The 21,801-nt window shown below is 63.1% G+C and carries 24 protein-coding genes; 11 read left to right on the plus strand and 13 right to left on the minus strand.

Features of this window, described 5'->3' with window-relative positions:
• Positions 1–122 precede the first annotated feature (122 nt).
• The 3 genes from B3M53_RS02010 to B3M53_RS02020 all read right to left on the minus strand — a co-directional run bounded on the left by B3M53_RS02010 (position 123) and on the right by B3M53_RS02020 (position 2,229).
• Positions 123–845 (minus strand): thioredoxin domain-containing protein, encoded by a 723-nt coding sequence (locus B3M53_RS02010; RefSeq protein ID WP_273020828.1) that lies wholly within the window; start codon positions 843–845, stop codon positions 123–125.
• Positions 846–920: 75 nt separating this feature from the next.
• Positions 921–1,637, minus strand: a complete 717-nt coding sequence (locus B3M53_RS02015; RefSeq protein ID WP_022701681.1) for a thioredoxin domain-containing protein — start codon at positions 1,635–1,637, stop codon at positions 921–923.
• Positions 1,638–1,656: 19 nt separating this feature from the next.
• Positions 1,657–2,229, minus strand: a complete 573-nt coding sequence (locus B3M53_RS02020) for a DUF721 domain-containing protein (protein ID WP_273020826.1) — start codon at positions 2,227–2,229, stop codon at positions 1,657–1,659.
• A gap of 38 nt (positions 2,230–2,267) precedes the next feature.
• On the opposite strand from B3M53_RS02020, the gene mutY reads away from it, so the two are divergent.
• Positions 2,268–3,374 (plus strand): A/G-specific adenine glycosylase, encoded by a 1,107-nt coding sequence (gene mutY / locus B3M53_RS02025; RefSeq protein WP_273020825.1) that lies wholly within the window; start codon positions 2,268–2,270, stop codon positions 3,372–3,374.
• A 66-nt stretch (positions 3,375–3,440) separates the two neighbouring features.
• On the opposite strand, the gene B3M53_RS02030 is transcribed toward mutY, so the two are convergent.
• From B3M53_RS02030 to B3M53_RS02040, 3 genes are all read right to left on the minus strand, one after another.
• Positions 3,441–4,469, minus strand: coding sequence for a site-specific DNA-methyltransferase (locus tag B3M53_RS02030; RefSeq protein ID WP_199285741.1), 1,029 nt, complete (start codon positions 4,467–4,469; stop codon positions 3,441–3,443).
• Between the two features lie 149 nt (positions 4,470–4,618).
• A complete protein-coding gene (locus B3M53_RS02035) occupies positions 4,619–5,221 on the minus strand; it encodes a ribonuclease HII (RefSeq protein WP_273020824.1) in 603 nt (200 codons plus the stop codon).
• Between the two features lie 14 nt (positions 5,222–5,235).
• Positions 5,236–6,375, minus strand: a complete 1,140-nt coding sequence (locus B3M53_RS02040) for a PA0069 family radical SAM protein (protein WP_286799572.1) — start codon at positions 6,373–6,375, stop codon at positions 5,236–5,238.
• A 53-nt stretch (positions 6,376–6,428) separates the two neighbouring features.
• Here B3M53_RS02040 and B3M53_RS02045 point away from each other — a divergent pair, with 53 nt between their 5' ends.
• Together B3M53_RS02045 and B3M53_RS02050 are read left to right on the plus strand one after the other, a co-directional pair.
• Positions 6,429–7,130: a TIGR04283 family arsenosugar biosynthesis glycosyltransferase gene (locus B3M53_RS02045; protein WP_273020822.1), complete on the plus strand. Its 702-nt coding sequence runs from the start codon at positions 6,429–6,431 to the stop codon at positions 7,128–7,130.
• Positions 7,127–7,714, plus strand: coding sequence for a TIGR04282 family arsenosugar biosynthesis glycosyltransferase (locus B3M53_RS02050; protein WP_273020821.1), 588 nt, complete (start codon positions 7,127–7,129; stop codon positions 7,712–7,714). Before B3M53_RS02045 ends, B3M53_RS02050 begins: the two co-directional genes overlap by 4 nt.
• On the opposite strand, the gene B3M53_RS02055 is transcribed toward B3M53_RS02050, so the two are convergent.
• The gene (locus B3M53_RS02055) at positions 7,700–8,497 is read right to left on the minus strand and encodes a uracil-DNA glycosylase (RefSeq protein ID WP_273020820.1); all 798 of its coding nucleotides are present in this window, start codon (positions 8,495–8,497) and stop codon (positions 7,700–7,702) included. The genes B3M53_RS02050 and B3M53_RS02055 overlap by 15 nt on opposite strands.
• A gap of 129 nt (positions 8,498–8,626) precedes the next feature.
• On the opposite strand from B3M53_RS02055, the gene B3M53_RS02060 reads away from it, so the two are divergent.
• The 4 genes from B3M53_RS02060 to B3M53_RS02075 are packed head-to-tail and all read left to right on the plus strand — an operon-like array spanning position 8,627 to position 13,913.
• Complete coding sequence (locus B3M53_RS02060; protein ID WP_273020819.1) at positions 8,627–10,300, plus strand: electron transfer flavoprotein-ubiquinone oxidoreductase; 1,674 nt, start codon at positions 8,627–8,629, stop codon at positions 10,298–10,300.
• Positions 10,301–10,313: 13 nt separating this feature from the next.
• Entirely contained in the window at positions 10,314–12,017 is a 1,704-nt protein-coding gene (locus B3M53_RS02065) for a tetratricopeptide repeat protein (protein ID WP_273020816.1), read from the plus strand.
• A gap of 10 nt (positions 12,018–12,027) precedes the next feature.
• The gene (locus B3M53_RS02070; protein WP_273020815.1) at positions 12,028–12,906 is read left to right on the plus strand and encodes a 4-(cytidine 5'-diphospho)-2-C-methyl-D-erythritol kinase; all 879 of its coding nucleotides are present in this window, start codon (positions 12,028–12,030) and stop codon (positions 12,904–12,906) included.
• A complete protein-coding gene (locus tag B3M53_RS02075) occupies positions 12,903–13,913 on the plus strand; it encodes a hypothetical protein (RefSeq protein WP_273020813.1) in 1,011 nt (336 codons plus the stop codon). Before B3M53_RS02070 ends, B3M53_RS02075 begins: the two co-directional genes overlap by 4 nt.
• 130 nt (positions 13,914–14,043) lie before the next feature.
• On the opposite strand, the gene B3M53_RS02080 is transcribed toward B3M53_RS02075, so the two are convergent.
• Both B3M53_RS02080 and B3M53_RS02085 read right to left on the minus strand, forming a co-directional pair.
• Entirely contained in the window at positions 14,044–15,168 is a 1,125-nt protein-coding gene (locus B3M53_RS02080; RefSeq protein ID WP_273020811.1) for a M14 family metallopeptidase, read from the minus strand.
• Between the two features lie 57 nt (positions 15,169–15,225).
• Positions 15,226–16,161 carry a polyprenyl synthetase family protein gene (locus B3M53_RS02085; RefSeq protein WP_349678817.1) on the minus strand — a complete coding sequence of 312 codons (936 nt, stop codon included), beginning with the start codon at positions 16,159–16,161 and terminating at the stop codon, positions 15,226–15,228.
• A 214-nt stretch (positions 16,162–16,375) separates the two neighbouring features.
• On the opposite strand from B3M53_RS02085, the gene B3M53_RS02090 reads away from it, so the two are divergent.
• From B3M53_RS02090 to B3M53_RS02105, 4 genes are read left to right on the plus strand one after another with little or no spacing between them, the layout of a single operon-like run.
• Positions 16,376–16,597 carry a DUF2007 domain-containing protein gene (locus tag B3M53_RS02090; protein ID WP_022701696.1) on the plus strand — a complete coding sequence of 74 codons (222 nt, stop codon included), beginning with the start codon at positions 16,376–16,378 and terminating at the stop codon, positions 16,595–16,597.
• Positions 16,594–17,325, plus strand: coding sequence for a tRNA1(Val) (adenine(37)-N6)-methyltransferase (locus B3M53_RS02095; protein ID WP_273020807.1), 732 nt, complete (start codon positions 16,594–16,596; stop codon positions 17,323–17,325). Before B3M53_RS02090 ends, B3M53_RS02095 begins: the two co-directional genes overlap by 4 nt.
• Positions 17,326–17,364: 39 nt before the next feature.
• Positions 17,365–18,210, plus strand: a complete 846-nt coding sequence (locus B3M53_RS02100) for a S49 family peptidase (protein ID WP_273020805.1) — start codon at positions 17,365–17,367, stop codon at positions 18,208–18,210.
• A gap of 2 nt (positions 18,211–18,212) precedes the next feature.
• Positions 18,213–18,359 (plus strand): hypothetical protein, encoded by a 147-nt coding sequence (locus B3M53_RS02105; protein WP_022701699.1) that lies wholly within the window; start codon positions 18,213–18,215, stop codon positions 18,357–18,359.
• A gap of 154 nt (positions 18,360–18,513) precedes the next feature.
• Here B3M53_RS02105 and B3M53_RS02110 read toward each other — a convergent pair whose 3' ends face one another.
• From B3M53_RS02110 to B3M53_RS02125, 4 genes are all read right to left on the minus strand, one after another.
• Positions 18,514–19,275 carry a cephalosporin hydroxylase family protein gene (locus B3M53_RS02110; protein ID WP_273020803.1) on the minus strand — a complete coding sequence of 254 codons (762 nt, stop codon included), beginning with the start codon at positions 19,273–19,275 and terminating at the stop codon, positions 18,514–18,516.
• On the minus strand, positions 19,262–20,332 hold the full coding sequence (locus tag B3M53_RS02115; RefSeq protein ID WP_273020801.1) for a class I SAM-dependent methyltransferase: 1,071 nt from the start codon (positions 20,330–20,332) through the stop codon (positions 19,262–19,264). The genes B3M53_RS02110 and B3M53_RS02115 overlap by 14 nt, the downstream gene beginning before the upstream one ends.
• Positions 20,329–21,174 carry an NAD-dependent epimerase/dehydratase family protein gene (locus B3M53_RS02120; RefSeq protein WP_273020799.1) on the minus strand — a complete coding sequence of 282 codons (846 nt, stop codon included), beginning with the start codon at positions 21,172–21,174 and terminating at the stop codon, positions 20,329–20,331. Before B3M53_RS02120 ends, B3M53_RS02115 begins: the two co-directional genes overlap by 4 nt.
• 3 nt (positions 21,175–21,177) lie before the next feature.
• The coding region (locus B3M53_RS02125; RefSeq protein WP_273020797.1) for a methyltransferase C-terminal domain-containing protein at positions 21,178–21,801 on the minus strand (624 nt) is incomplete at its 5' end.

Genomic DNA, 21,801 nt, shown 5'->3' on the forward strand with positions numbered 1-21,801 from the left:
GGCGCTGAACGCCGGTTTTCCGGTCTGTCAGTCGCCGCCATCCCTGCCGAAAGCGTTTTCGGCTCAAACCTTTCGCAGGCGATCTGAGGGGAGACCGCCTGCAAAAGGTCTGCGCGGGAAGGCTAGCCCTCCGCACGCGCTTTGAATAGGGCGATGATTCGGTCCCAAGTGTCGCGGTCAAATTGAGCCGGGATTTCGCCCTCGTCGTCCGTGAGGACTTCGCCGTTCACGGCGTAGACCTGACCATTGGCGCTGTTCTGGGCGTCGAGCATCTGACCGTTGATGATGAAAGAAGGGGTCGAGCCGATGCCGTCGCGCACGGCCTGGTCATTGGCGTCTTCCACCGCTTGCAGAATGTCCTGATTGGTCATGCAGGCGCGGAATTCCTCGTCCGTGAAGCCGGCGGTGCGGGCGATGGTCTGAAACTGGCCTTGGGCGTTGCCTTGCTGCATGGCGCTGAACAGGGCGCGTTGCTGCTCAAACAACAGGTCGATCACATCAAGATACTGATCTTCGGGCGCGCAGCGCGCCAGCATGAAGCCGGCGCGGGCCAGATTGGGCTGGCCGGTCAGCATTTCGCGGAAGACAAAGCGCACATCACCGCGCTCAACGCCGTCATCGATGGCGGGTTTGCCCTGTTCGTAAAACGCGCCGCAGCCCCCGCAGGACGTGGAGGCGTATTCGATGATCGTGACCGGCGCATCGACCGCCCCAACGGCGCGGTCGCCTTCGCGCTCATAAGAGGAGCGTCCATCCGGGGCGTCGCCGCCTGAACAGGCGGTCAGCATCACGGCGCCGACAGCGGCGGCGGCGAGGGTGAGGGCGCGGCGGGTGAAAGTCGTCACGGGTTGAACTCCAATCGGTGTGTCTGGCCGGGCCCTGGGGCGCCGGGGTCTTGCGTTTGCGGCAGCTTAGCGGTCTCAGCCGCCCTTATACAGCGTGATAATGCGACGGAAGGTGTCAGCCTCGAGATTGGCCGGGATTTCGCCGTCTGAATCGGTCAGCGGCGCGCCGTTCACCGTGTAGACATAGCCGGCTTCGCCTTGCTCGGCGATCAGCCGGTCGCCATTGATGATGAAGTACGGAGTGGAGCGCACGCCGTCTTCCGCAGCCATGCGGTTGGCGGTTTGCACAGATCCGATCGCGTCCTCATTGGAGAAGCAGGCGGTGACGTCTTCCGGGCTGAAGCCGAAGCCGGCGGCGATCTCTTCATAGCGAGACTGGGCCGTCCCCTCCTGCATGGCGGCCACAATCGATCCCAGATTGGCGAACAGGGTGTCGACCACCTCGAAATATTGATCATCCGGCGCACAATAGGCCAGCGCGAAACCGGCAACCGCGATATTGGGCGGGCCGGTGATCACCTCGCGGAAGACAAAGCGGACATCGCCTGCTTCAATCGCCTCGCGCACGGCAGGGTAGCCGGTCTCTTGAAATGTCGCGCAATGGCCGCATGCGACCGAGCCGTATTCGATAAACGTCACCGGCGCGTCGGCGTCGCCTTTCACATGGTCGGTGTCGCGCACAAGTCCGGCCTGGGCTTCGGTCAGTGTGGTGGCGTTCTGCGCCAGAGCGCCGCCAGAGAGAACCAGGGCGGCGGCGAGCGCAGTCAGGCTGCGGCGGGTGAGTGAAAGCACGAGGCGTCTCCAGTTTGCGTCAGTCGCTTGAGGATGTAGGCGGCAAGCGCACGCCTTCACGGCGTTCAATCTCTTTGCGCCAGTTTTCCAGCGTTTCTTCAAGGGTCAGCGTTCGTTTTGACTCAGCTTTGACCTTCACAATCCGGTCAGGTCGGGCTTTGGGCTTTTTCGGTTCGGGGTTGAGCGGACCTTGAATGATCTTGAGTTTTTGGGGCTTTTTTCCTGAATAGGTCGCCACTCGCGCCAGGATTTGCGCCGATTGCGCTTCCACCAGCGCCGCCGCCGGGCCGCGGGCGCGGATCACCAGAGCGCCGCCCTGATATTTCTCGGGACGGGTGAATTGAGCCAGCTGGGGACCAACGATTTCGCTCCACTGCGCGTCCAGCTCATGCCGGGTGGGACCGGAAAACTGTTTCGCCAGCGGTTTGATCAGCGCGTTGACGGCGCGGCCGGCCGTGGGCGGCGGCTTGATGGCCGGGCGCCCCCGATGCTCTTTCAACCACTCCGCCGCCTCCGCCTGGTCTCGCGGATCGCCGGTGCGGCGGGCGATGAGATGCCGGTTAGGCGTTGACGTGCGGGGCGGTCGCTTCATGGTGCGCAGCATCGCGCCCGCAGCCGCTGCTGGCAAGCATGAGAGAACACGCCGTGCCCGAGTTTGAAATCCCGGATCTGCCCGCAGCCCCCATGCGCGCCGCACTGCTGGACTGGTATGACCGCGAAGGCCGCAGCCTGCCCTGGCGCATCCGGCCTGAAGACCGGGCGGCGGGCGCCATCGCTGATCCCTATGCGATCTGGCTGTCGGAAATCATGCTGCAGCAGACAACGGTTCCTCACGCCACGCCCTATTGGGAGCGGTTTTTAGAGCGTTGGCCACAGGTGAGCGATCTGGCGGCGGCGCCGCGAGAGGATGTCTTGGCGGCCTGGGCGGGGCTGGGCTATTACGCCCGCGCCCGCAATCTTCACGCCTGTGCGCAGGTCGTCGCGTTTGAGCTGGACGGTGTTTTTCCTTCCGACCTCAAGGCGTTGCTGGCGCTGCCAGGGGTGGGCGATTACACCGCCAACGCCATTCGCGCCGCCGCCTTTGATCAGCCCGCCAGCGTGGTTGACGGCAATGTGGAGCGCGTGCTGACCCGCCTGGTGCGGATGCCGACGCCGCTGCCGAAAGCCAAGCCGCAGATCAAGGGAATCGCTTCGGGCCTGGCTTCGCCTGAGCGTCCGGGGGATTACGCGCAGGCGATCATGGATCTGGGCGCCACAGTGTGTTCGCCCAAATCACCTGATTGCGCCGCGTGTCCATGGTCGGGCTGGTGCGCGGCGCGGGCCGAGGGCGATCAGACCCGCTATCCTCTGAAAGAGAAGAAAAAGCCCAAACCCGTCCGCCGCGGCGCCTGTTTTCATGTGCTGCGCGAGGGCGCAATCTGGCTGCGTCGCCGCCCTGAAACCGGGCTCCTGGGCGCCATGATGGAAGTGCCGGGCACGGGCTGGAGCGACAACGCGCCGTCAGAGGCGGATCTTGAGAGCGCGGCGCCGTTTGAGGCGGACTGGCGAAACGCTGGACAGGTGCGCCATGTGTTCACGCATTTCGCGCTGGAGCTGGATGTCTTGTGCGCGACCGCGCCAGACGGCTGGACGCCGGACGAGGGCGTCTGGGCGCCCGTGCGCGATCTGAAAGAGGCGGGGCTGCCCAGCGTGATGATGAAAGCGGCGAAGCTCGGGCTTGAGACGCGGCTGCTCTGACAGCACGACGCCCGCCGCGGCGATGAGCCGGGCGGGCGTTTAGGGGTGTCGGCGTCGTTCTTCTGTTCAGACCTGCAGTTCGGACCGGATGCGGGCGCGGAGCACGTCGATCGGGGCGAGGGCGCCGCCCTGGCGCACATGCCAGAAGGTCCAGCCATTGCACGACGGCGCGCCTTGCACATGGGCGCCCATCTGGTGGATCGAGCCGGCCTGGCCGCCTGCAATCACCGTGCCGTCCGCGCGCACTTGCGCCGTGCGCCGGCCCTGGGCGCAGTACAGCGTGTCGCCCGGCTTCAGAAGGCCGGCCTCAACCAGCGACCCGAAGGCGATGCGCGGCAAGGCGCGCTTGGACTGTGTGACCTGCAACAAATCTTCGCTGGTGGGGTTGATCGCGGCGATGCGCTTGCGCGCCACGTCGGCATAGGTCGGGTCGGCCTCGATGCCGATGTAATGACGTCCGAGTTTTTTCGCGACCGCGCCCGTGGTGCCGGTGCCGAAAAACGGATCGAGCACCAGGTCGCCGGGGTTGGAGGTGGCCAGCAGCACCCGATGCAGAAGGCTTTCAGGCTTCTGGGTCGGGTGGGCTTTCTTGCCTTCCTTGTTTTTCAGGCGTTCGCCGCCGGCGCAGATCGGCAAGGTCCAGTCAGACCGCATCTGCACGCCGTCATTCAGCGCCTTCATGGCGGCGTAGTTGAAGGTCGGCTTGGCGTCCTTGGTCTTGGACGCCCAGATCAGGGTCTCGTGCGCGTTGGTGAAACGCGTGCCCTTGAAGTTCGGCATCGGGTTGGATTTGCGCCAGATCACGTCATTGCGGATCCAGAAGCCCATATCCTGCAAGAAAGAGCCGACCCGGAAAATATTGTGATAGCTGCCGATGGTCCACATGGCGCCATTGGGTTTCAAGACCCGACGGGCCTCTTCCAGCCAGGCGCAGGAGAACAGATCATAGGCGTCGAAATCGCCGATCTGGTCCCAGTCATTGTCGACCGCGTCCACCTTGGAATTGTCCGGCCGGTGCAGATCGCCGCCCAGCTGAAGATTGTAGGGCGGATCGGCAAAGATCAGATCCACGCTCTCGTCAGGGAGCGTTTTCATCACTTCGGCGCAATCGCCTTCCAGGATGGTATCGACAGGAATTTTGTTATTTGGAATGACTGACACCTCAATCGCCCTTCTGTTCGCAACAGCGCTGATTCCCTGAGGGGTGAATCGTTTCGGCTTACCCGATGGTTAAGGCCGATTCATTATGTGCTGCGCCAGACGCCGCGCGCCTGTCTGGCCGACTGTACCGGCGCATAGCTTAACCGATGGATGGGCGTGGGTCCCAAAGTTTCGAGCGCGGCTTTATGGCTTGGGCTGGGATAGCCTTTGTGTCCCGCCAAGCCAAAGCCGGGAAAGCGGTTTTCTGATTCGATCAGGATCTGGTCGCGCAAGGTCTTGGCGATGATCGAGGCCGCGCCGATGCACGCCTCCAGCCCGTCGCCGCCCACAATCGCCCGCGCCGGAGATTTTAATCCGTCCGGCACGCGATTGCCGTCGATCAGGATTTCATCGGGCCGCACGCCGAGGCTCTCCACCGCGCGCACCATCGCCGCCATAGTGGCGTGCAGCACGTTCAGCCGGTCAATTTCCACAGGTTCGGCGACCCCCACGCCCACCCGCGCTTCGGCGCGAATGATCGCCGCCAGCGCCGTGCGGCGCTTCTCGCTGAGCTTTTTTGAATCGTCGAGTTGATCAAGCGCCGAGAAATCATCGGGCAGGATCACCGCCGCACACACCACCGGCCCCGCCAGCGGCCCGCGTCCGGCCTCGTCGACGCCAGCGATAAGGGGAGAAGAAAACATCATTCCGGGTCAGTCCATCAAAACAGGCTGAGCTGATCTTCTGTGTCGAGCGGGCGTTCGAACAGGTCGCAGCGCAGCTTGACCCGGTCTTTCTGAAGGCCGTAGCGGCGCACCCCGGCGCGGAAACGCTTTGAGATCATCTCCGCGATGGGGCCTTCGCCGCGCCCGCGGATATGAAAGTCCGAACTGTAATCGGCGCCGCCGCGCGTATCGCGCACCATGTTGATCACCTTGTCGGCGGCGTCCGGTTTGACCTTTTTCAGCCAGTCGTAAAACAGATCGCGCACCTCCAGCGGCAGGCGCAGCAGCACATAGCCGGCCGTTTGCGCGCCGGCGTTGGCGGACGCCTTTAACAACGCTTCGATTTCGTGATCGGTGAGGCCTGGAATGACCGGCGCGGTCATCACTGTCATCGGCACTCCGGCCTTTGACAACGCCTCCATTGCTTCGAGGCGGCGTTTGGGAGTGGCGGCCCGCGGCTCCATGGCGCGGGCGAGTTTGTGATCGAGGGTGGTCAGCGAGATCGCGGCTTTGACCAGCCCCAGTTCCGCAAGCTCGGACAGGATGTCGAGATCGCGCGTAATGGCGGCGGATTTGGTGATCAGACTGACGGGATGCTTGAAACGCAGGCAGACTTCAAGGATGGAGCGCGTCAGCCGCAATTGCCGCTCGATCGGCTGGTAAGCGTCGGTGTTGGCGCCGATCACAATGGGTTCAACCTGGTAGCCGGGCTTGCGAAATTGCTGTTCTAACAAACGCGCGGCGCCTGCCTTGAAAAACAGGACGCTCTCAAAATCGACGCCGGCGGAATAGCCCCAATACGCGTGGCTGGGCCGCGCATAGCAATAGATGCAGCCATGTTCGCAGCCTCTGTACGGATTGATCGACCGGTTGAACGAGATGTCCGGGCTGTCATTGGTGGAGATGATGGTGCGGCTGGAATCCTTGATCAGCGTGGTGCGGATCTGCTTGGGCGCGGGATCTGTTTCGCTCCAGCCATCGTCAAAGGGTTCGCGGGTCTCAGCTTCGAACCGCCCCGTCGCATTGGATGTGGCGGCGCGGCCGCGCGGTTGCAGCGGCTCGGGAAGGGGGCTCATGCCCCGGGCGGGAACAAAGCGTGCGGTCATGGGCTGACGGTGACTCAGGGCGTGGAACATAGCAAGAACATTTTCATGTTGACTCAAACCGCCCGCCGGAGTTTCTCACCCTCATGAGTCAGATCGTCACCATTCTCCCCGCCTTGAACGCCGCCGCCCATCTTGAGCGCACGCTGCAGAGCCTGACCGAGGCCGAACGCGCGGGGCTGTCGGCGGGCTGGGTTCTGGCTGATGGCGGATCAACGGACGGCACGGTGCAGATTGCTCGCCGCGCCGGATGCCAGGTGGTGACCGGCGCCAAGGGGCGCGGTGCTCAGCTGGCGCAGGGCGCGGCCCTGGCGCGGCGTCAGATCGCGGCGTCGGACTGGCTGCTCTTCCTGCACGCGGACACCCGCCTGTCGCCGGGCTGGTCCAATGAGGTCGAAGCCTACATGGCGGCCAATGCGCACCGGGACCGGGCGGCGTATTTCCGCTTCACGCTGGATGACATGTCCCATCGCGCCCGGCGGCTGGAACGCGCGGTCGCCTGGCGCTGCAAGACGTTCGGCTTGCCCTATGGCGATCAGGGCCTGCTGATCCGCGCTGATTTTTATGACCGTCTGGGCGGGTACAAGCCCTGGCCCCTGTTTGAGGACGTGGATCTGGTGCGGCGCATCGGCAAGCATCGGCTTTGGCCCCTCACGGCGCGGGCGGAGACCAGCGCCGAGAAGTTCCGGGCGGAAGGCTATCGTCGCCGCTCCCTGAAAAATCTTGTTCTGCTGGCGCGGTATTATCTGGGCGCCAAACCCTCTGACCTCGCGAAAGCCTACCGATGACGCTGCGCCCTGTTCTGGTGGTTTTCGTGAAGGCGCCGGTGATCGGCGGCGCCAAGACCCGCCTCGCCAAGGGCATCGGCAAGGTGCAGGCCTGGCGTCGGCATCGCGCCATGACCGCGACGGTGCTGCGCCGTCTGCAGGATCCGCGCTGGGAGACCGTGATCACCCTCAGCCCGGACCGGGCGCTTGACCGCCGCTTTCCCAATGTCTGGCCGGATGATCTGCCGCGTGCATTGCAGGGCGGCGGCGATCTGGGCGCGCGTCAGGCCCGCGTTTTTGCGCATCGCGCGCCGGTCTGCGTCATCGGATCGGACGCGCCGCAAATTACTCGCGACGACATCGCCGCAGCCTTCTCAGGTCTGAAACGAAACGACGCCGTGATCGGCCCCGCGGAAGATGGCGGCTATTGGCTGCTGGCGCTGAACGGTCCGGCGCCCGATGCGCTGTTTGACGGCATGCGCTGGTCTCATGAAGAGACTCGCAGCGATCTGGTGCGGCAGCTTGAGCTGCATGGGCTTGATCGGATCAGGCTGCTGCGCGCCTTGCGGGATGTGGACGAGGCGTCCGATCTACAGCGACGCTAGCTTGGCCTTCATGCTCAGCAAATCCTGCCAGCTTTTCGCTTTCTCCTGCGGGCGGCGCAGCAGGAAGGCGGGGTGATACATCGGCAGGGCCGGAATCACCGTCCCGTCGCTGAGCGTGTAGTCATGCCAGCGTCCGCGCAGCGTCATGATCCCGTCTTTGGACCGCAACAGGCTTTGCGCGGCGATGCCGCCGGCAAAGACAAGGGCTTTGGGCTTCACCAGCTCAATATGGCGCTCGGCGAACGGGCGGCAGGCCTCGATCTCGGCGTCGGTGGGTTTGCGGTTCCCCGGCGGACGCCAGTAGACCACGTTGGTGATCAGGGCGCGCGTGTCATCCAGTCCGATGGCGCTGAGCATCTTGTCGAGCAAATGCCCGGCGGGCCCCACGAAGGGGACGCCCTCGCGGTCTTCATCCCGGCCTGGCGCTTCGCCCACCACCATCACATCGCCCTGGGGATTGCCCCGTGCGAACACCAGCTGGGTGGCGGTGGCTTTCAGCGGGCAGCCGTCAAAGGCGTCGAGCGCTTGCTTGAGTTCGTCAACGGACTGGGCCGCTTGCGCCAGGGCGCGACCGTCCTGAGTCGGTGCGGCGCCAAAGCCGGCCTGACGCGCCTGGGCGCCGGTGGCGCGCGCTTCAGAGGCGGCGGGCGGCGGCGCGATGCTGGAGGATGCAGCGGCTTTGGGCGCGGGCAGGGGCGGCAGCGCCTCGACGCCCGATTGCTCCCACCATCCGATCAGGCTCTTCAGAGCACGGACGTCTTCGGGGGAGAGGGGCGCGGTCATGGAACGTGTTTTTCCGATATGGACTGTGTGAGGCTTCACCCTAGCTCATAACGCAAGCCTGGGTTAATACGAAAGAGAATGCGGCGCCAGCGAATGAGCGCGGCAGGGGCTGAGACTTGAGGAGACGACATGGCCGACGGGGCGATTGAGCGCGAATCCATGGAATACGATGTGGTCATCGCAGGGGCTGGCCCAGCCGGTCTTGCGGCGGCGATTCGTCTGAAACAACGCTGCGAAGAAACCGGGCAGGATTTGACCATCGCCGTCCTTGAAAAAGGCTCCGAAGTCGGCGCGCACATCCTGTCAGGCGTCGTTTTCGATCCCAAGGCGCTGGACGAGTTGCTGCCGGACTGGCGCAATGATCCAAGCCAGCCGTTCGACACGGAAGTCACCGAAGACGTCTTCATGGCGCTGGGCGAGGCGGGCTCCGCCACGATCCCCGGCTTCGGCATGCCGCCCTTCATGCACAATCATGGCTGCTATGTCGGCTCGCTGGCGACCATGTGCCGCTGGCTGGCTGAAAAAGCTGAAGCCATGGGCGTTGAGGTCTATCCCGGTTTCCCGGCGGACCAGTTCATCGAGGAAGACGGCGTCGTCAAAGGTGTGATCACCGGCGATATGGGCGTCGCGCGCGATGGCGGTCACAAGGACATGTACCAGCCCGGCATGGAGCTGCGCGGCAAGTACACCCTGATCGGCGAAGGCGCGCGCGGTTCGCTGTCCAAGCAACTGATCGACAAATACGGACTCAGCGAAGGCCGCGACCCGCAGAAATTCGGCATCGGCATGAAAGAGCTCTGGCGCATCAAGCCGGAGAATTTCAAGAAGGGCCGCGTGCAGCACACCATGGGCTGGCCGCTGGACAATTCCACGGGCGGCGGCTCCTTCCTCTATCATTTCGGTGACAATCTTGTTTCGGTCGGCTTTGTGGTGCACCTCAACTACAAGAACCCGCACCTGTTCCCGTTCGGCGAATTCCAGCGCTTCAAGACCCACCCTGACATCGCGCCGATCTTTGAAGGCGCCGAGCGTCTGTCCTATGGCGCGCGGGCGATCACCGAGGGCGGCTATCAGTCCGTGCCCAAGCTGACCTTCCCGGGCGGCGCGCTGATCGGTTGTTCGGCCGGGTTCGTGAACGTGCCGCGCATCAAGGGCAGCCATAACGCCATGAAGACCGGCATGATGGCCGCTGAAGCCGCGTTCGACGCGCTGGCCGAAGGGCGTCAGGGCGACGAGCTGACCGCTTACGCTGAAGCCTATGACAAGTCCTGGGTGAAAAAAGAACTCAAGACCGTCCGTAACGCCAAGCCGCTCTGGACGAAGTTCGGAACGGTGCTGGGCGTCGCGCTGGGCGGTATGGACATGTGGACCAACTATCTGTTCGGGTTCTCGATCTTCGGCACGCTCAGCCATGGCGGCAGTGACGCAGAGGCGCTCAAGCCCGCCGACAAATGCAAGCAGATCGACTATCCCAAGCCTGACGGCGTTCTGACCTTTGACCGTCTGTCCTCGGTGTTCATCTCGAACACCAATCATGAGGAAGACCAGCCGGTCCACCTGAAACTCAAGGATCCGGCGCTGCAGAAGTCGTCCGAATATGATGTCTATGGCGGCCCGTCCGCGCGGTATTGCCCGGCGGCGGTCTATGAATGGGTGACGCCGGACGAAGGCGGAGAGCCGACCTTCGTGATCAATGCGCAGAACTGCGTCCACTGCAAAACCTGCGACATCAAGGATCCCAACCAGAACATCAACTGGACCACGCCTGAAGGCGGTGGCGGTCCCAACTATCCGAACATGTAAGGGCGGGGCGAAGATGCGCCCCGACACCGGCTTTCGCGCCGCGCTGACCTCGATCCTGGGCCTGGGCCTTGGATTGAGCGTAAGCGCGTGCGCCAGCTTGCCTGACGCCGGGTTCGGTCATGAAGAACGTTCGGTCTACGGCTCCTATCTGGCGGCGCGCTACGCCGGCTCGTCTCGCGATCTGGAAGCGTCGTCCGAGCTGTACGCTCAGGCGCTAGACCGGGCGCCGGACTCGACGCTGATCTCGCAGCGCGCTTTCTTCGCCGCCCTGGTGGCGGGAGATTTCGATCGCGCCGATCAGGTGGCCGAGCAGGCCGCCAATGATCCGGAGACCGCTCAGATCGCCGGCATATACTGGCGCGCCCTGAGCCTTGGACACGGCCGGGAGCCTGTTGAGCTGGAGAACAACGCCGTCGGCGTGTTTTCAAACCTCGTCACCGATATTCTTCAAGACTGGGACGCCATTGCGCGGGGGCAGGAGGTGTCCTGGGCGCAAAGCGATATCAGTCTGGCGACGCCGCAAACACCCTCAGCCGAGCACTGGCTGCATCGCGCGCTCGTTCTCGAGCATCTGGGCCAGGATGAAGCGGCGGACGCCGCCTATCAGAACGCCCGCGCCGGCATGCCTGGCCTGATCACTTTCAATACCCTGATGTATGGCGCATTTCTGGAGCGTCAGGGACGAGTGGATGCGGCGCGCTCGCTTTATGAAGAGGCGCTGGAGATCCGCTCAGTCGAGCGCCCTGATGTGGAAGCGGCGCTGGCGCGTCTGGACCATGGCGGCCGTCCGCCACGGTTTCCGCGTGCGCGGGAAGCCGCCGCGCGGGCGCTGTTTCCGCCAGCCTCCATCGTCAGCAACCGGGCGGGCGGCGAATATACGGTGCTGTTCCTGCGCGTGATCCAGCGTCTGGACCCGAATTTTCATTACAACACCCTGACCATCGCCCAGATGCTCGACAGTCTCGATCTGCAAGAGGCGGCGCTGGCTGAATACGCCAAGATCGACGACGGCCCGCTGTATGAGGGCGCCCGGGTCAATCGGATTTGGCTGCAATTCCGGATGGAGGAGCGCGAGAGCCTGGTGGATGAGGCGCGCGCGCTGGTCGAGCAAAGTCCAACCATCCCGCATCAGCTCTTGCTGGCGGATATGCTCCGCGTGACCGATCGCTGTAGCGACGCCATACCGATTTACGCGCATGTGGTTGAACAAGCGCGTGAGGAGCGTGGCGAAGCGGATTGGCGCTATGTGTTCTATCAGGCGGCCTGCACCGAAATCGTCGAAGGCTGGGACGTGGCGGAGCCTTTGTTCGAACACACGCTGGAGCAGGCGCTCGACGAGCCGCTGGTGCTCAATCATCTTGGCTATAATCTGATCGTGAAGGGTGAGCAGCTCGAACGCGGGCTGCGCATGGTTCAGCGCGCGGTGTCGCTGGACCCGTCCAATGGCGCCATTACGGATTCGCTGGGCTGGGGGCATTACAAGCTCGGCAATTTGCGTGATGCGATCTACTGGCTGGAGCGTGCAGTCACCTTGAGCCCGGACAGCGCCACCAATAACTGGCATCTGGGCGACGCCTACGCCGCCGCCGGCCGTCAGCTGGAGGCGGAGTTCCAATGGCGCCGGGCGCTGGAGCTGGATCTGGATGAGGGCGAGCGTGAGCTGATCGAGCGCCGGCTGGAGCTGGGACTGGACGCCGGGCCGCCCGATCTGCCATGAGAGCGGCGTCATGACAGACGCAGCCAGTGAATTCGCCCCCGCCAAAGTCAATCTCAGCCTGCGCGTCGGTCCGCCGCGCGCTGACGGCTACCATCCGCTCGACTCCCTTGTGGTGTTCGCGGACTGGGGCGATGCGTTGAGCGCGCAGCCCGCTGACACCCTGACGCTAAACCTCACGGGGCCGGGGGCGGGGGGCCTGCAGTCTGATCCGCAAAACCTGGTGCTCAAAGCCGCCTACGCCTTGCGCGCGGCGGCGGACCAGCCCGAGCTGGGCGCCCATCTGACGCTGGACAAGCATTTGCCGGTCGCGGCGGGGCTCGGCGGCGGATCGTCGGACGCGGCGGCGGCGCTGCGCGTGTTGAACCGGGTCTGGGATCTCGGATTTTCTCTCAAGCAACTTGCAGAGATCGGTACGGTGGTCGGCGCAGATGTGCCCGCCTGCGTGCATGCCCGTCCTTTGCGGATGCAAGGGATCGGCGAACGCGTCACGCCGCTGATCGCCTGGCCGGCGCTTCATGGCGTGATCGTGCATCCCGGCGCGCCGGTGCCCACTGGGTCCGTGTTCAAGGGCTATGATGCGACAGCGCCTCAGCCGCTGTCAGCGGGGGCGCCCATGCTGGCGGGCGATCTGGAGGCGGCGCTCAATCGTCTGGCGCTGGACGGCAATGATCTTGAGGCGCCCGCGATCGCGCACTGTCCGGTTATCGAGAGCGCGCTGGCCGCGCTGAAGCGCCAGCCCGGCGCGCGCCTTGTGCGCATGTCCGGGTCCGGGGCGAGCTGTTTTGCGCTGTTCGAAACGCCGGAGTCGGCGGACAGGGCGTCCCGTATGATCGCAGGCGAGCACCCGGACTGGACCAGCCGCGCTGTGGTGTTCGGGGGCGCAGCGTGAGCGGCGCGCTCATCGCCATGGCGCTCACCGCAGCCTTGGTCAGCTTTGTCGTCTCTGTGCTGGTCTTGAAGGGCGGCGTGCTCGATCTGCCGAACGCTCGGTCCAGTCACAAGACCCCTACGCCGCGCGGCGGGGGTTTGGGCGTTCTGGCGGGCGTGGGCGCCGGGGCGCTGGTGGCCAGCGCCTTTCCTCTGGGCGCTTCGGCGCTGGGGGGCGTCTTGATCGTGACGGCGCTGTTCGGCCTGCTGGGGTTTCTCGATGACCTCTTTGTGCTCGATGAACGGCTCAAACTGGTCTCCTTCATCGTTTTCTGCGCGGCGATGGTGTCCACGGCCGGACCCGTCACCCGGTTCGGCCTGACCTATGAGCTGGGTTTTGCGCTGCCCTTGCTCGTCGGCTGGGTCGGCTCGGCGCTCTTTGTGTTCGTGGTCGTGAACGCGGCGAACTTTATGGATGGCTCGGACGGCATTCTCGCTGCGGTGATGATCCCCGCCGGCATTGCGCTGTGCGTCGCCGGGCTGGCGGCAGGCGTGATGACCAGCGTCATTGCGGGGGCCTTGCTGGCCGCGAGCCTTGCCGGCTTTGTTGTGCTGAACTGGCCGCCGGCGAAACTGTTTGCCGGCGATGTGGGCGCGCTGGGCGCAGGGGCGCTTTATGCGGGCGGTGCGCTGGCTCTGGTCAATCACGGCTTTTCCGGCACGCTCTGGCTTGCGCCCTTGTTCGTGCTGGTCTTTCTGGCGGACGTTCTGCTGACCCTGCTGCGCCGGGCGCGGCATGGCCGGTTTTCGCTGTCGGCCCATCGTGAGCACGCCTATCAGCGCCTGATTGATTCAGGTTGGAGCCATCAGGAGATCGCGCTCGTCTATGGCGGGCTGACCGCCGGGATCGGGCTCACAGGCCTGATCGCCGCCCAGATGATGGACGGCGCCGTGCCGATGGTGTTCGCGCTCTGGACGGTGGTCCTGACCGCGCTTCACGTGTCGGTTGGGCGGGTCGTGGGGCGGTAGACTGCTCCATTCGGACTGGATGACGGTTCGAGAAGAACTTTTCCCTTCTCCCCCGCCTTCGCCGGGGAAGAGGATAGTGTTGAATTGTCATCCCCCGCTTCATGCGGGGGATCCATGCCGTTTGTTCAGATCAGAGCCGATCGAGCATCGCGCGAATGGCGTCGAGTTGGCTGGCGCCGAGTTTCATCGAGCGCTCTGCCGACCAGCCATAGATGGCGTCAGGCATGTCCGCATTGTCCTTGAACGGCATTTCCAGGGTCATGGCGAGGCATTTGAAATGATGCCGCATCCAGTGGGTGGCGATGGAGAGGTCCGCTTCGCCCGGCGCATCGACGTCATAGCCGAACGCGGTCTGGAAATCGGGGTTGAAGCGTTTCAGCTCGGCCTTGTAGCCGTCGAGCTTTTTCTGATCGCTCTCCGTCCAGCCCGGCACGCCTTCGGCGCCTGCGATGAAGTTATAGGGCAGGCCCTCATCGCCATGCATGTCGAGGAATAAGTCGACACCAGTCTGCTCCATGGCGTCGAGCACGCATTTGACTTCCGGAGAGTTCTCGGCGCTCGCCTTGTCCCATTCGCGGTTGAGGTTCACGCCCTTGGCGTTGGTGCGCAGATGGCCGCGAAACGACCCGTCCGGGTTCATGTTCGGCACGATGTGGAAGACGGCTTTTGACAGCAGATCGCGCGCCACCGGATCATTGTCATCCAGAAGACGCTCCAGAAGGCCTTCGGCCGCCCATTCCGCCATGCTCTCGCCGGGGTGCTGGCGCGCGGTGATCCACAGCGTCTTCTTGCCGTCGCCGGGTTCGCCCACGATGAGCCGGTCGATATCGCGACCGTCCAGCGTCTCGCCGATCACATCGAGCGTGACGCGGGGATCGGCCTGGCAGGCGGCGATCAGGGCGTCATGGCGGGCCATGGAATAGGGGGCGAAATAAGCGATCCAGACGGCGTCCGCATCAGGGGTGAGGGAGAGGACGAGCTGACCGTCAGCGTAAGACGTCTCGATACGCTCCCAATGCTCACGGTCTTCGGACGCGACCGCCTGATACCCGTCCCAGCCATCGAGGTAGGCCGCGCCGCCGGCGTTCTCGATCACCATGCGGCAGGTCTGGCCCTTCGCGCCGGACAGGCGAAAATGGAACCATTGGTAGAAGTCCGAGCCGTTGTCCTTTTTGATCTCAAGGCGAATGTCCTTGGGATCGGAAGCGGACTTCACAACGATATTGCCGGAATCAAACTGGCTGGAGATGCGCATGGCGGACCTCTTTCTGGGGAAGATGTGAAAAGGGCGGCTCTGCGCCGCCCTCAAGGATCAGTATGCGCGTTCCACAACAAACTCGGGCAGGGCGGCCAGCGCCTCTGTCCACTCGTTGCGGGGCGCGATGTTGAGCGCATTGACCGCGTTCGCGGCATGGGCGCGGGCGGCCTCGAGCGTGGCGTCAAGCGCGCCATGTTTTTTGAGGATGGCGAGCGCTTCGTCGAAATCAGCGTCCGACTGCTCGCCATCGCTGATCACACGTTTCCAGAAAGCGCGTTCGGTGTCGTCCGCCGCTTCCAGCGCCAGCGCGACGGGCAGGGTGATCTTGCCTTCGCGAAAATCATCGCCGGTGTTCTTGCCGAGCTCCGCCGCCATGCCGCCATAATCGAGCGCATCGTCCACCAGCTGGAACGCGAGGCCCAGCTCGCGGCCATAGGTCTCCAGCCCGTCCTCGACGGCCTTGTCCGAGCCGTTCAGGATCGGCGCCACCTGGGCGGCGGCCGAGAACAGCGCGGCGGTCTTGGCGTCGATGATGCTCATATATTCAGCGCGAGTGATGTCGATATTGCGCACGGCGGCCAGCTGGCGCACCTCGCCTTCGGCGATCACGGACGCGGCGCGGCTGAGAACATGCAGCGCGTCCATGGAGCCCGCATCGACCATCATCATGAAAGAGCGCGCGAACAGGAAATCGCCGACCAGCACGGAATGCGCATTGCCCCAGACGGCGTTGGCGGGCGCCTTGCCGCGGCGCAGCTCGCTTTCGTCCACCACGTCATCATGAAGCAGCGTCGCGGAGTGGATGTATTCCACCGCCGCCGCCAATGACACATGGCCCGCGCCTTCATAGCCCAGCATGCGCGCGGCGGTGACGGTGATCAGCGGCCGGATGCGCTTGCCCCCCGCAGCCACCAGATAGTCGGCCGTTTGCGGGATCGAATGGGTGGCGCTGGCCATACGTTCTTCGATCACGGCCTCAACAGCGGCCATGTCATCGCTGGCGAGCGTCGCCAGCCGGATCACCGGATTGACCGGTTCTGCCGGAATATCTGCCTGAGGGAGTCCGTTCACCCCGAGCCCCTTGATGTTCTCGTTCAGCGCGCCGCACAATAGGTGGCGCCCCATGACGCGGCAAGCACATGACGCTGTGCGAACGCATTGGATGGTTCATTATGCCTCAACACCATATAGGGCGGAGACCCAAATGATCGAAGTGCTTGCGACAAACGATCCCGTGAAACTGAGTTTCGCCCAGGCGATTCTCAAGGAGGCGGGGATCGAGGCGGTGACGCTGGACGAGCAGACCTCCTCGACCTTTGGCGGTGCGCTGCCCTGGATCAAGCGCCGGATTCTGGTCCGGGAGCAGGATGCCGATCGCGCCAAGGCCATGCTGATTGATGCGCTCAAGGACGATGCGGAACAGTGACCCGTGCGCCGGACGCCTTTCTGGGCGGCAAGATCAAACTGCACCAGCTTGAAGACGGCTATCGCGCCGGCATGGACGCGGCGGTGCTGGCGGCGGCGCTGGGGCTGAAGCCGGGCCAGCGCGCGCTCGAGTTCGGCTGCGGCGCGGGCGCGGCGCTGCTGAGCGCGGCGGCGCTGTATCCAGACGCGCATCTGACCGGGATTGAGCGTGATCCTGAAGCGGCCGCCCTGGCGCAGAGCAATATCGTTCTGAACGGGTGTGAAGACCGGGTCTCGGTGACCGAGGGCGATGCGCTGGGCTTCAAGGCCGCGCGCGAGCTGGACGCGGTGTTTTTCAACCCGCCCTTCTTTGACGACCCGACGACCTTGCGCGCGCCCAAGAGCGGAAAAACCCCCGCCTGGATGTCGGACGCCGGGCTTGAGGCGTGGATGGAGGCGGGGCTCAAACGGCTCAAATCAGGCGGAGTGCTGACGGTGATCCAGCGCGCCGACCGGCTTGATGATCTGCTTCTCGCGCTGAAAGGGCGGGCGGGCGCGGTCGTCATCCTGCCTGTTCAGGCGCGCGCCGCAGAGCCCGCCAAGCGCGTGGTGGTGCAGGCGATCAAGACCGGCAAGGGGTCGCTTCAACTCCTGCCGCCCCTGACCTTGCACGAAACCGGCGGATCAGGCTTCACGCCGGAGGCTGACGCCATCTTCCGCGGCGAGCGCCGCCTTGCCTTGCGCCGCTAAAACCCCCAACTGTTTCCTATCTGGTTGGAGAGACAAAGAATGTCAGCAAAAGACACCCTGAGTGCGGCCTGGACAAAAGCGCAAAAGACCGTCCGTCAGCTTCTGGGACAGGACACGCCGCTGGTGCCGGTGATCCGCCTTGAAGGCATGATCATGTCAGGCGGTCGCAACGCCAATGCGCTAAACCTGCAGCGGGTTGAGAAACAGATCGAGCGCGCTTTCTCGATCAAGGATGCGCCAGCCGTCGCCTTGCTGATCAATTCGCCTGGCGGCAGCCCGGTGCAGTCGCGCCTGATCCATGAACGCATCCGCGCGCTGGCGGTGGAGAAAGAGAAAACCGTTCTCGCCTTTTGCGAAGATGTGGCGGCGTCTGGCGGGTATTTCCTGGCGGTGTCGGGCGATGAGATCTTCGTTGATCCCGCCACCATTATAGGCTCGATCGGGGTGATCAACGCCAGCTTTGGCTTCACTGAAGCCATGGAAAAGCTGGGCGTTGAACGCCGGGTGAAGACCGCCGGCAAGAGCAAGCTGATCGCAGACCCGTTCTCGCCTGAAACCGATCAGCAGAAAAAGCGCATGGAGCGGCTTCTGAATTCGGTACACCTCCAGTTCATCGACCTCGTCAAAGCGCGCCGCGGCGACAAGCTCAAACCCCAAAAGGGCGAAGAGCTGTTTGACGGCTCTGTCTTCACCGGAACCGAAGCGATCGAAAACGGAATCGCCGACGAGATCGGCGATCTGCGCACCGTGCTGAAAGCGCGCTTTGGCAAGGACACCCGCACAAAAGTCTTCACGCCCGCCAGTCAGGGGCCGCTCAGCCGCCTGTTCGGGATCGCTCTTGACGGCGTGGAGCTGCGCGCCGCCTGGGCGCGCTTCGGGCTCTAGCCATGCTGGAGCTGACGCTTCTTCTGGCGGCGGGCGCGGTGGTGGCGTTCATCTTCCTCACCAAGCCCGCCAGGACCCGCCGCGACAAGACGGCCGATGCGGCGGCTGAGGCCGTGCGTCGCAAACTGGAACGCGACGGGCGAGAATAGGGCCAGTTGGCTCACATCCCGAAGCCGCCGCCAAGAAACCACTCTGACAGCACATTCGTTCAGGCGCGAACACCTTGTAGAGAAAATTCTGGAAAGGCGGCGTGCCTGGCTTCTTTTCTCGAAGAAGAGCTATGCCTGCAATTGGTGTAAAGGCTTATTTCTTTCTTATGAGGTAGCCGTCTTTTGCGACAGTAACTTGTAGCTTGTGGTTCAGCTCTTTGTTTATTTCGAATTCATTGTGGTTCTTTAGCCAGAATTCAACGGCTGTTTTGGGATTGTCGCCCGGCCCCCAAGGCCGGTCGAAGAGCAAGGAATCCTCAAGGTCGTCAATAATTGTATCAAAGACGATGCAATAGCTCCCGACAGAGACGAGCGGCGCATACGCTTCCAGCTCCTGCAGCACATGATCATGGCCATGATGGCTGTCGAGGCAGACCAGAACGGTCTTCGCATCTCCCACTGCACGGCGCACGGATGCGATGACGTCTGTGTCCACTGAAGACCCTTCAATCATCGTAATGCGATTTTTGAACGGATGCTTGTCGATGGCTTGCCGGGTGTGGGGTCGGATATCAATATCGACACCAATGACGCGCCGCTGGCTTGAAACCTGTTGGCCTGTCGCTTCCATCTCGCTGAGGTCCAGCAGCGCCAGTAAAGAGGCGGACAAGCTCAGCGAGCCGCCGCGCGCGATACCGGTTTCCACAATTACATCGGGACGCACCTGCCAGACGATTTCCTGCAGCGCCATGATGTCCTGCGGGTATTGTATGATGGGTACGCCTAACCAGTTGAAGTTATAGGAGTACTGAGCTACAATTGAGGCCTCGAGAAAGGCCTTGGCTGCAGACTCCAAGTCAGCGTCCTGCGACATCGTCTGCAGGCGCTTCCTGACTTCGGTCTCATACTGATCCACTGAACATGCCTCTTAATTTAAAACGATCACCGACAATGCTCTGAATTTCATCTAGATAATTCGCATTCATGACGGTGATTTCAGTGCCTGCAGGCAAGTCTTTCAAGCCCGCTTCCGCACTCATGACTTCCAGCCCTGTGGACGCCAGAAAACGTCCTTGCTTGGCGGGATTGATGTCGATGACCCGCTGTACGGCGCAGCCCGCGCGCTGGCATAGCAGAGCGTAAATAACGCCTTTTGAGGCTCCGCCCCAGATCACCGGCTGAGCTCCTTGCTGCGCGCTCACTTCTTCCTCCACGCCCTTCATGAAGTCGTCCGGAAAACGCACAGCATGATCAGGCCGATAGGTCGGGACACGCAAGGTGGAGAGGTCGCAGATGACGCGCAGATACTGGCCATCAAAACCACGATCAGCGAACAGGACCCGCCCGAACATGTTGTGGAAGTCTGACAGCCTGAAATAGTTGACGTGCTCGTAGAAGATGTCGAACCAGGCGCGCGCTTCACAAATCCAGTCAAAACACGGCACTTCGATGTAGATGAGAGTTCCCGGGTCGGCCTTGGCGGCCATGTCGGCTAAAAATCCGACTGGATCCGGTACGTGCTCCAGAACATGTCTCAGCACAATATGGCTGCCCGCCAGAGGCTCCTGTCCCGTAAAGGGCGCGCTGACAATATCGCCGTCATCCCCAACATAGGCGGGATCATAACCGCGCACCTGTCCGCCCCGCTCCCGCAGCACCTGCAGAAAGCGCCCCATCCCGCAGCCAATCTCGACAAAGGACGGTCCGCGCATCTGCTCCAGAACAAGGTCGGCAACGTCTTTGAGATGCGCTTCAAACCGCGGGCTGAACCCTTGATCGTTCTCGTAATCCTGATCGTAGACCACGAGGTCAGGTTCAAAGGCCGCATTGTAGACCAGTCCTGTCTGAAGGCACTCGACCAGATGGATATCCCCGGTCGGGCTGTTCAATGCGGCTTGGCGGGTGTCGAACATCTTGTTCTGTAACGCCGGATAGCCTTCAAAGCGGAGAAGGGTTTTGAGCGTCGAGGTCATGACCGGCTTTCCCCGATAGCTGGAGCGGCGCTCCAGGGCTCGCCCACCAGGCAAGCCGGGTCGCCAGGTCGATCAGGCCGAGCCCCAAACCGCAACAAATCCTCGCGGCCGTATTCGGCCGCGATGCCTAGCGCGAAATTGGCGACTGTGACGGGGTCGCCCGAACAGATATTGGCGGCGCCGGAAGTTTCAGACAAAGCGAACCGGGACAGCTGCTCACCGACTGCATCCACGTGCATGTAGTCGCGAATCTGGCGACCGGAGGTCAATTCGGCGACTTGCCCCGCCGCGAGACGGGCGCGCAAGTACGGCGTCAGCCGGCGAGGGTCTTCCTGCCCGCCATAAATGTGGAACAACCTGGCCCAGGCAAAGTCTGAGTCTGCGCGCTCGTATGCTGCGAGCAGAGTCTGGTAGACGCCTGCTTTGGCGCACGCATAAACAGATACGGGCGCGAGCGGGGTCTGAGGTGTGAGATAGCCATAGTTCGCATCATATTCCAGACAGGTTCCGACACCGACAAACCTGCTAACACCCAGCTCAAGCGCTTCATGGGCGAGCCTGAGGGTGCCGGACACGCATACGAGATTGTCCAGAGCATGCAGATAGTCCCGGGCGTCCACATACCAGGCAAGATGGATGACGAGATCAATCCCGTTCAGGGCCGCGCGAAGCTCGCCATCGGAAGCCGTGAACAAGTCGGGCAAGACGACATGCTCATCTGCGCCTGCAAGTGTCTGCGACGGGTCCCGGACCACACATCGGAGCACATGACCCGAACGAGACAATGATGGCAGGAGCGCTCGGCCGATATAGCCCGTGGCGCCCGTGATTAGAATGCGCACGCCTCAAGCCTCCGGAATGTCGGATGTGATGAATTGAGTGCCTTGGCGTTTCAAGTGCGCCAACTGGCGTTCGATTTCATCCGCAATGTTCCACGGGAAGATCACCAGATAATCAGGCGGGTCTTGCTCAAGCGCTTCGGGCGAGCGGATGGGGATATGGCTTCCAGGCAAGAGTTTGCCTTGCTTGGACGGGGCCGCATCGCACACATATGGCAGCAAATCCGGTTTGATCCCGGCATAATTGAGCAAGGTGTTGCCTTTCGCCGCGGCGCCATACCCTGCAACGCTCCGCCCATCCCGTTGCGCACTCAGCAGGAAGCGAAGGAACGCGTTCTTGCGCGCATTCGCTTGACCCTGGAATGGCGCATACCCCTCAGCCCGATCGAGGCTTGCGGCGCGTTCCTGCGCCAGCACCGCATGGACAGCCTCAGTTTCCATATGGCCTGCGCCTTGAAGGCAGCCCCAGACCCGCAAACTCCCGCCATGGGTCGGCAAGCGCTCTACATCAAAGACCCGGAGGCCGCATGCATTGAAGATCTGCCGCACTGAAAGCAATGAAAGGTAGGAATAATGCTCGTGATAGATCGTATCGAACTGGCAGTCCCGGATCAGATTCAGCAGGTGTGG

This window comes from Oceanicaulis sp. UBA2681, from assembly GCF_002354675.1.
Classification (GTDB): domain Bacteria; phylum Pseudomonadota; class Alphaproteobacteria; order Caulobacterales; family Maricaulaceae; genus Oceanicaulis; species Oceanicaulis alexandrii.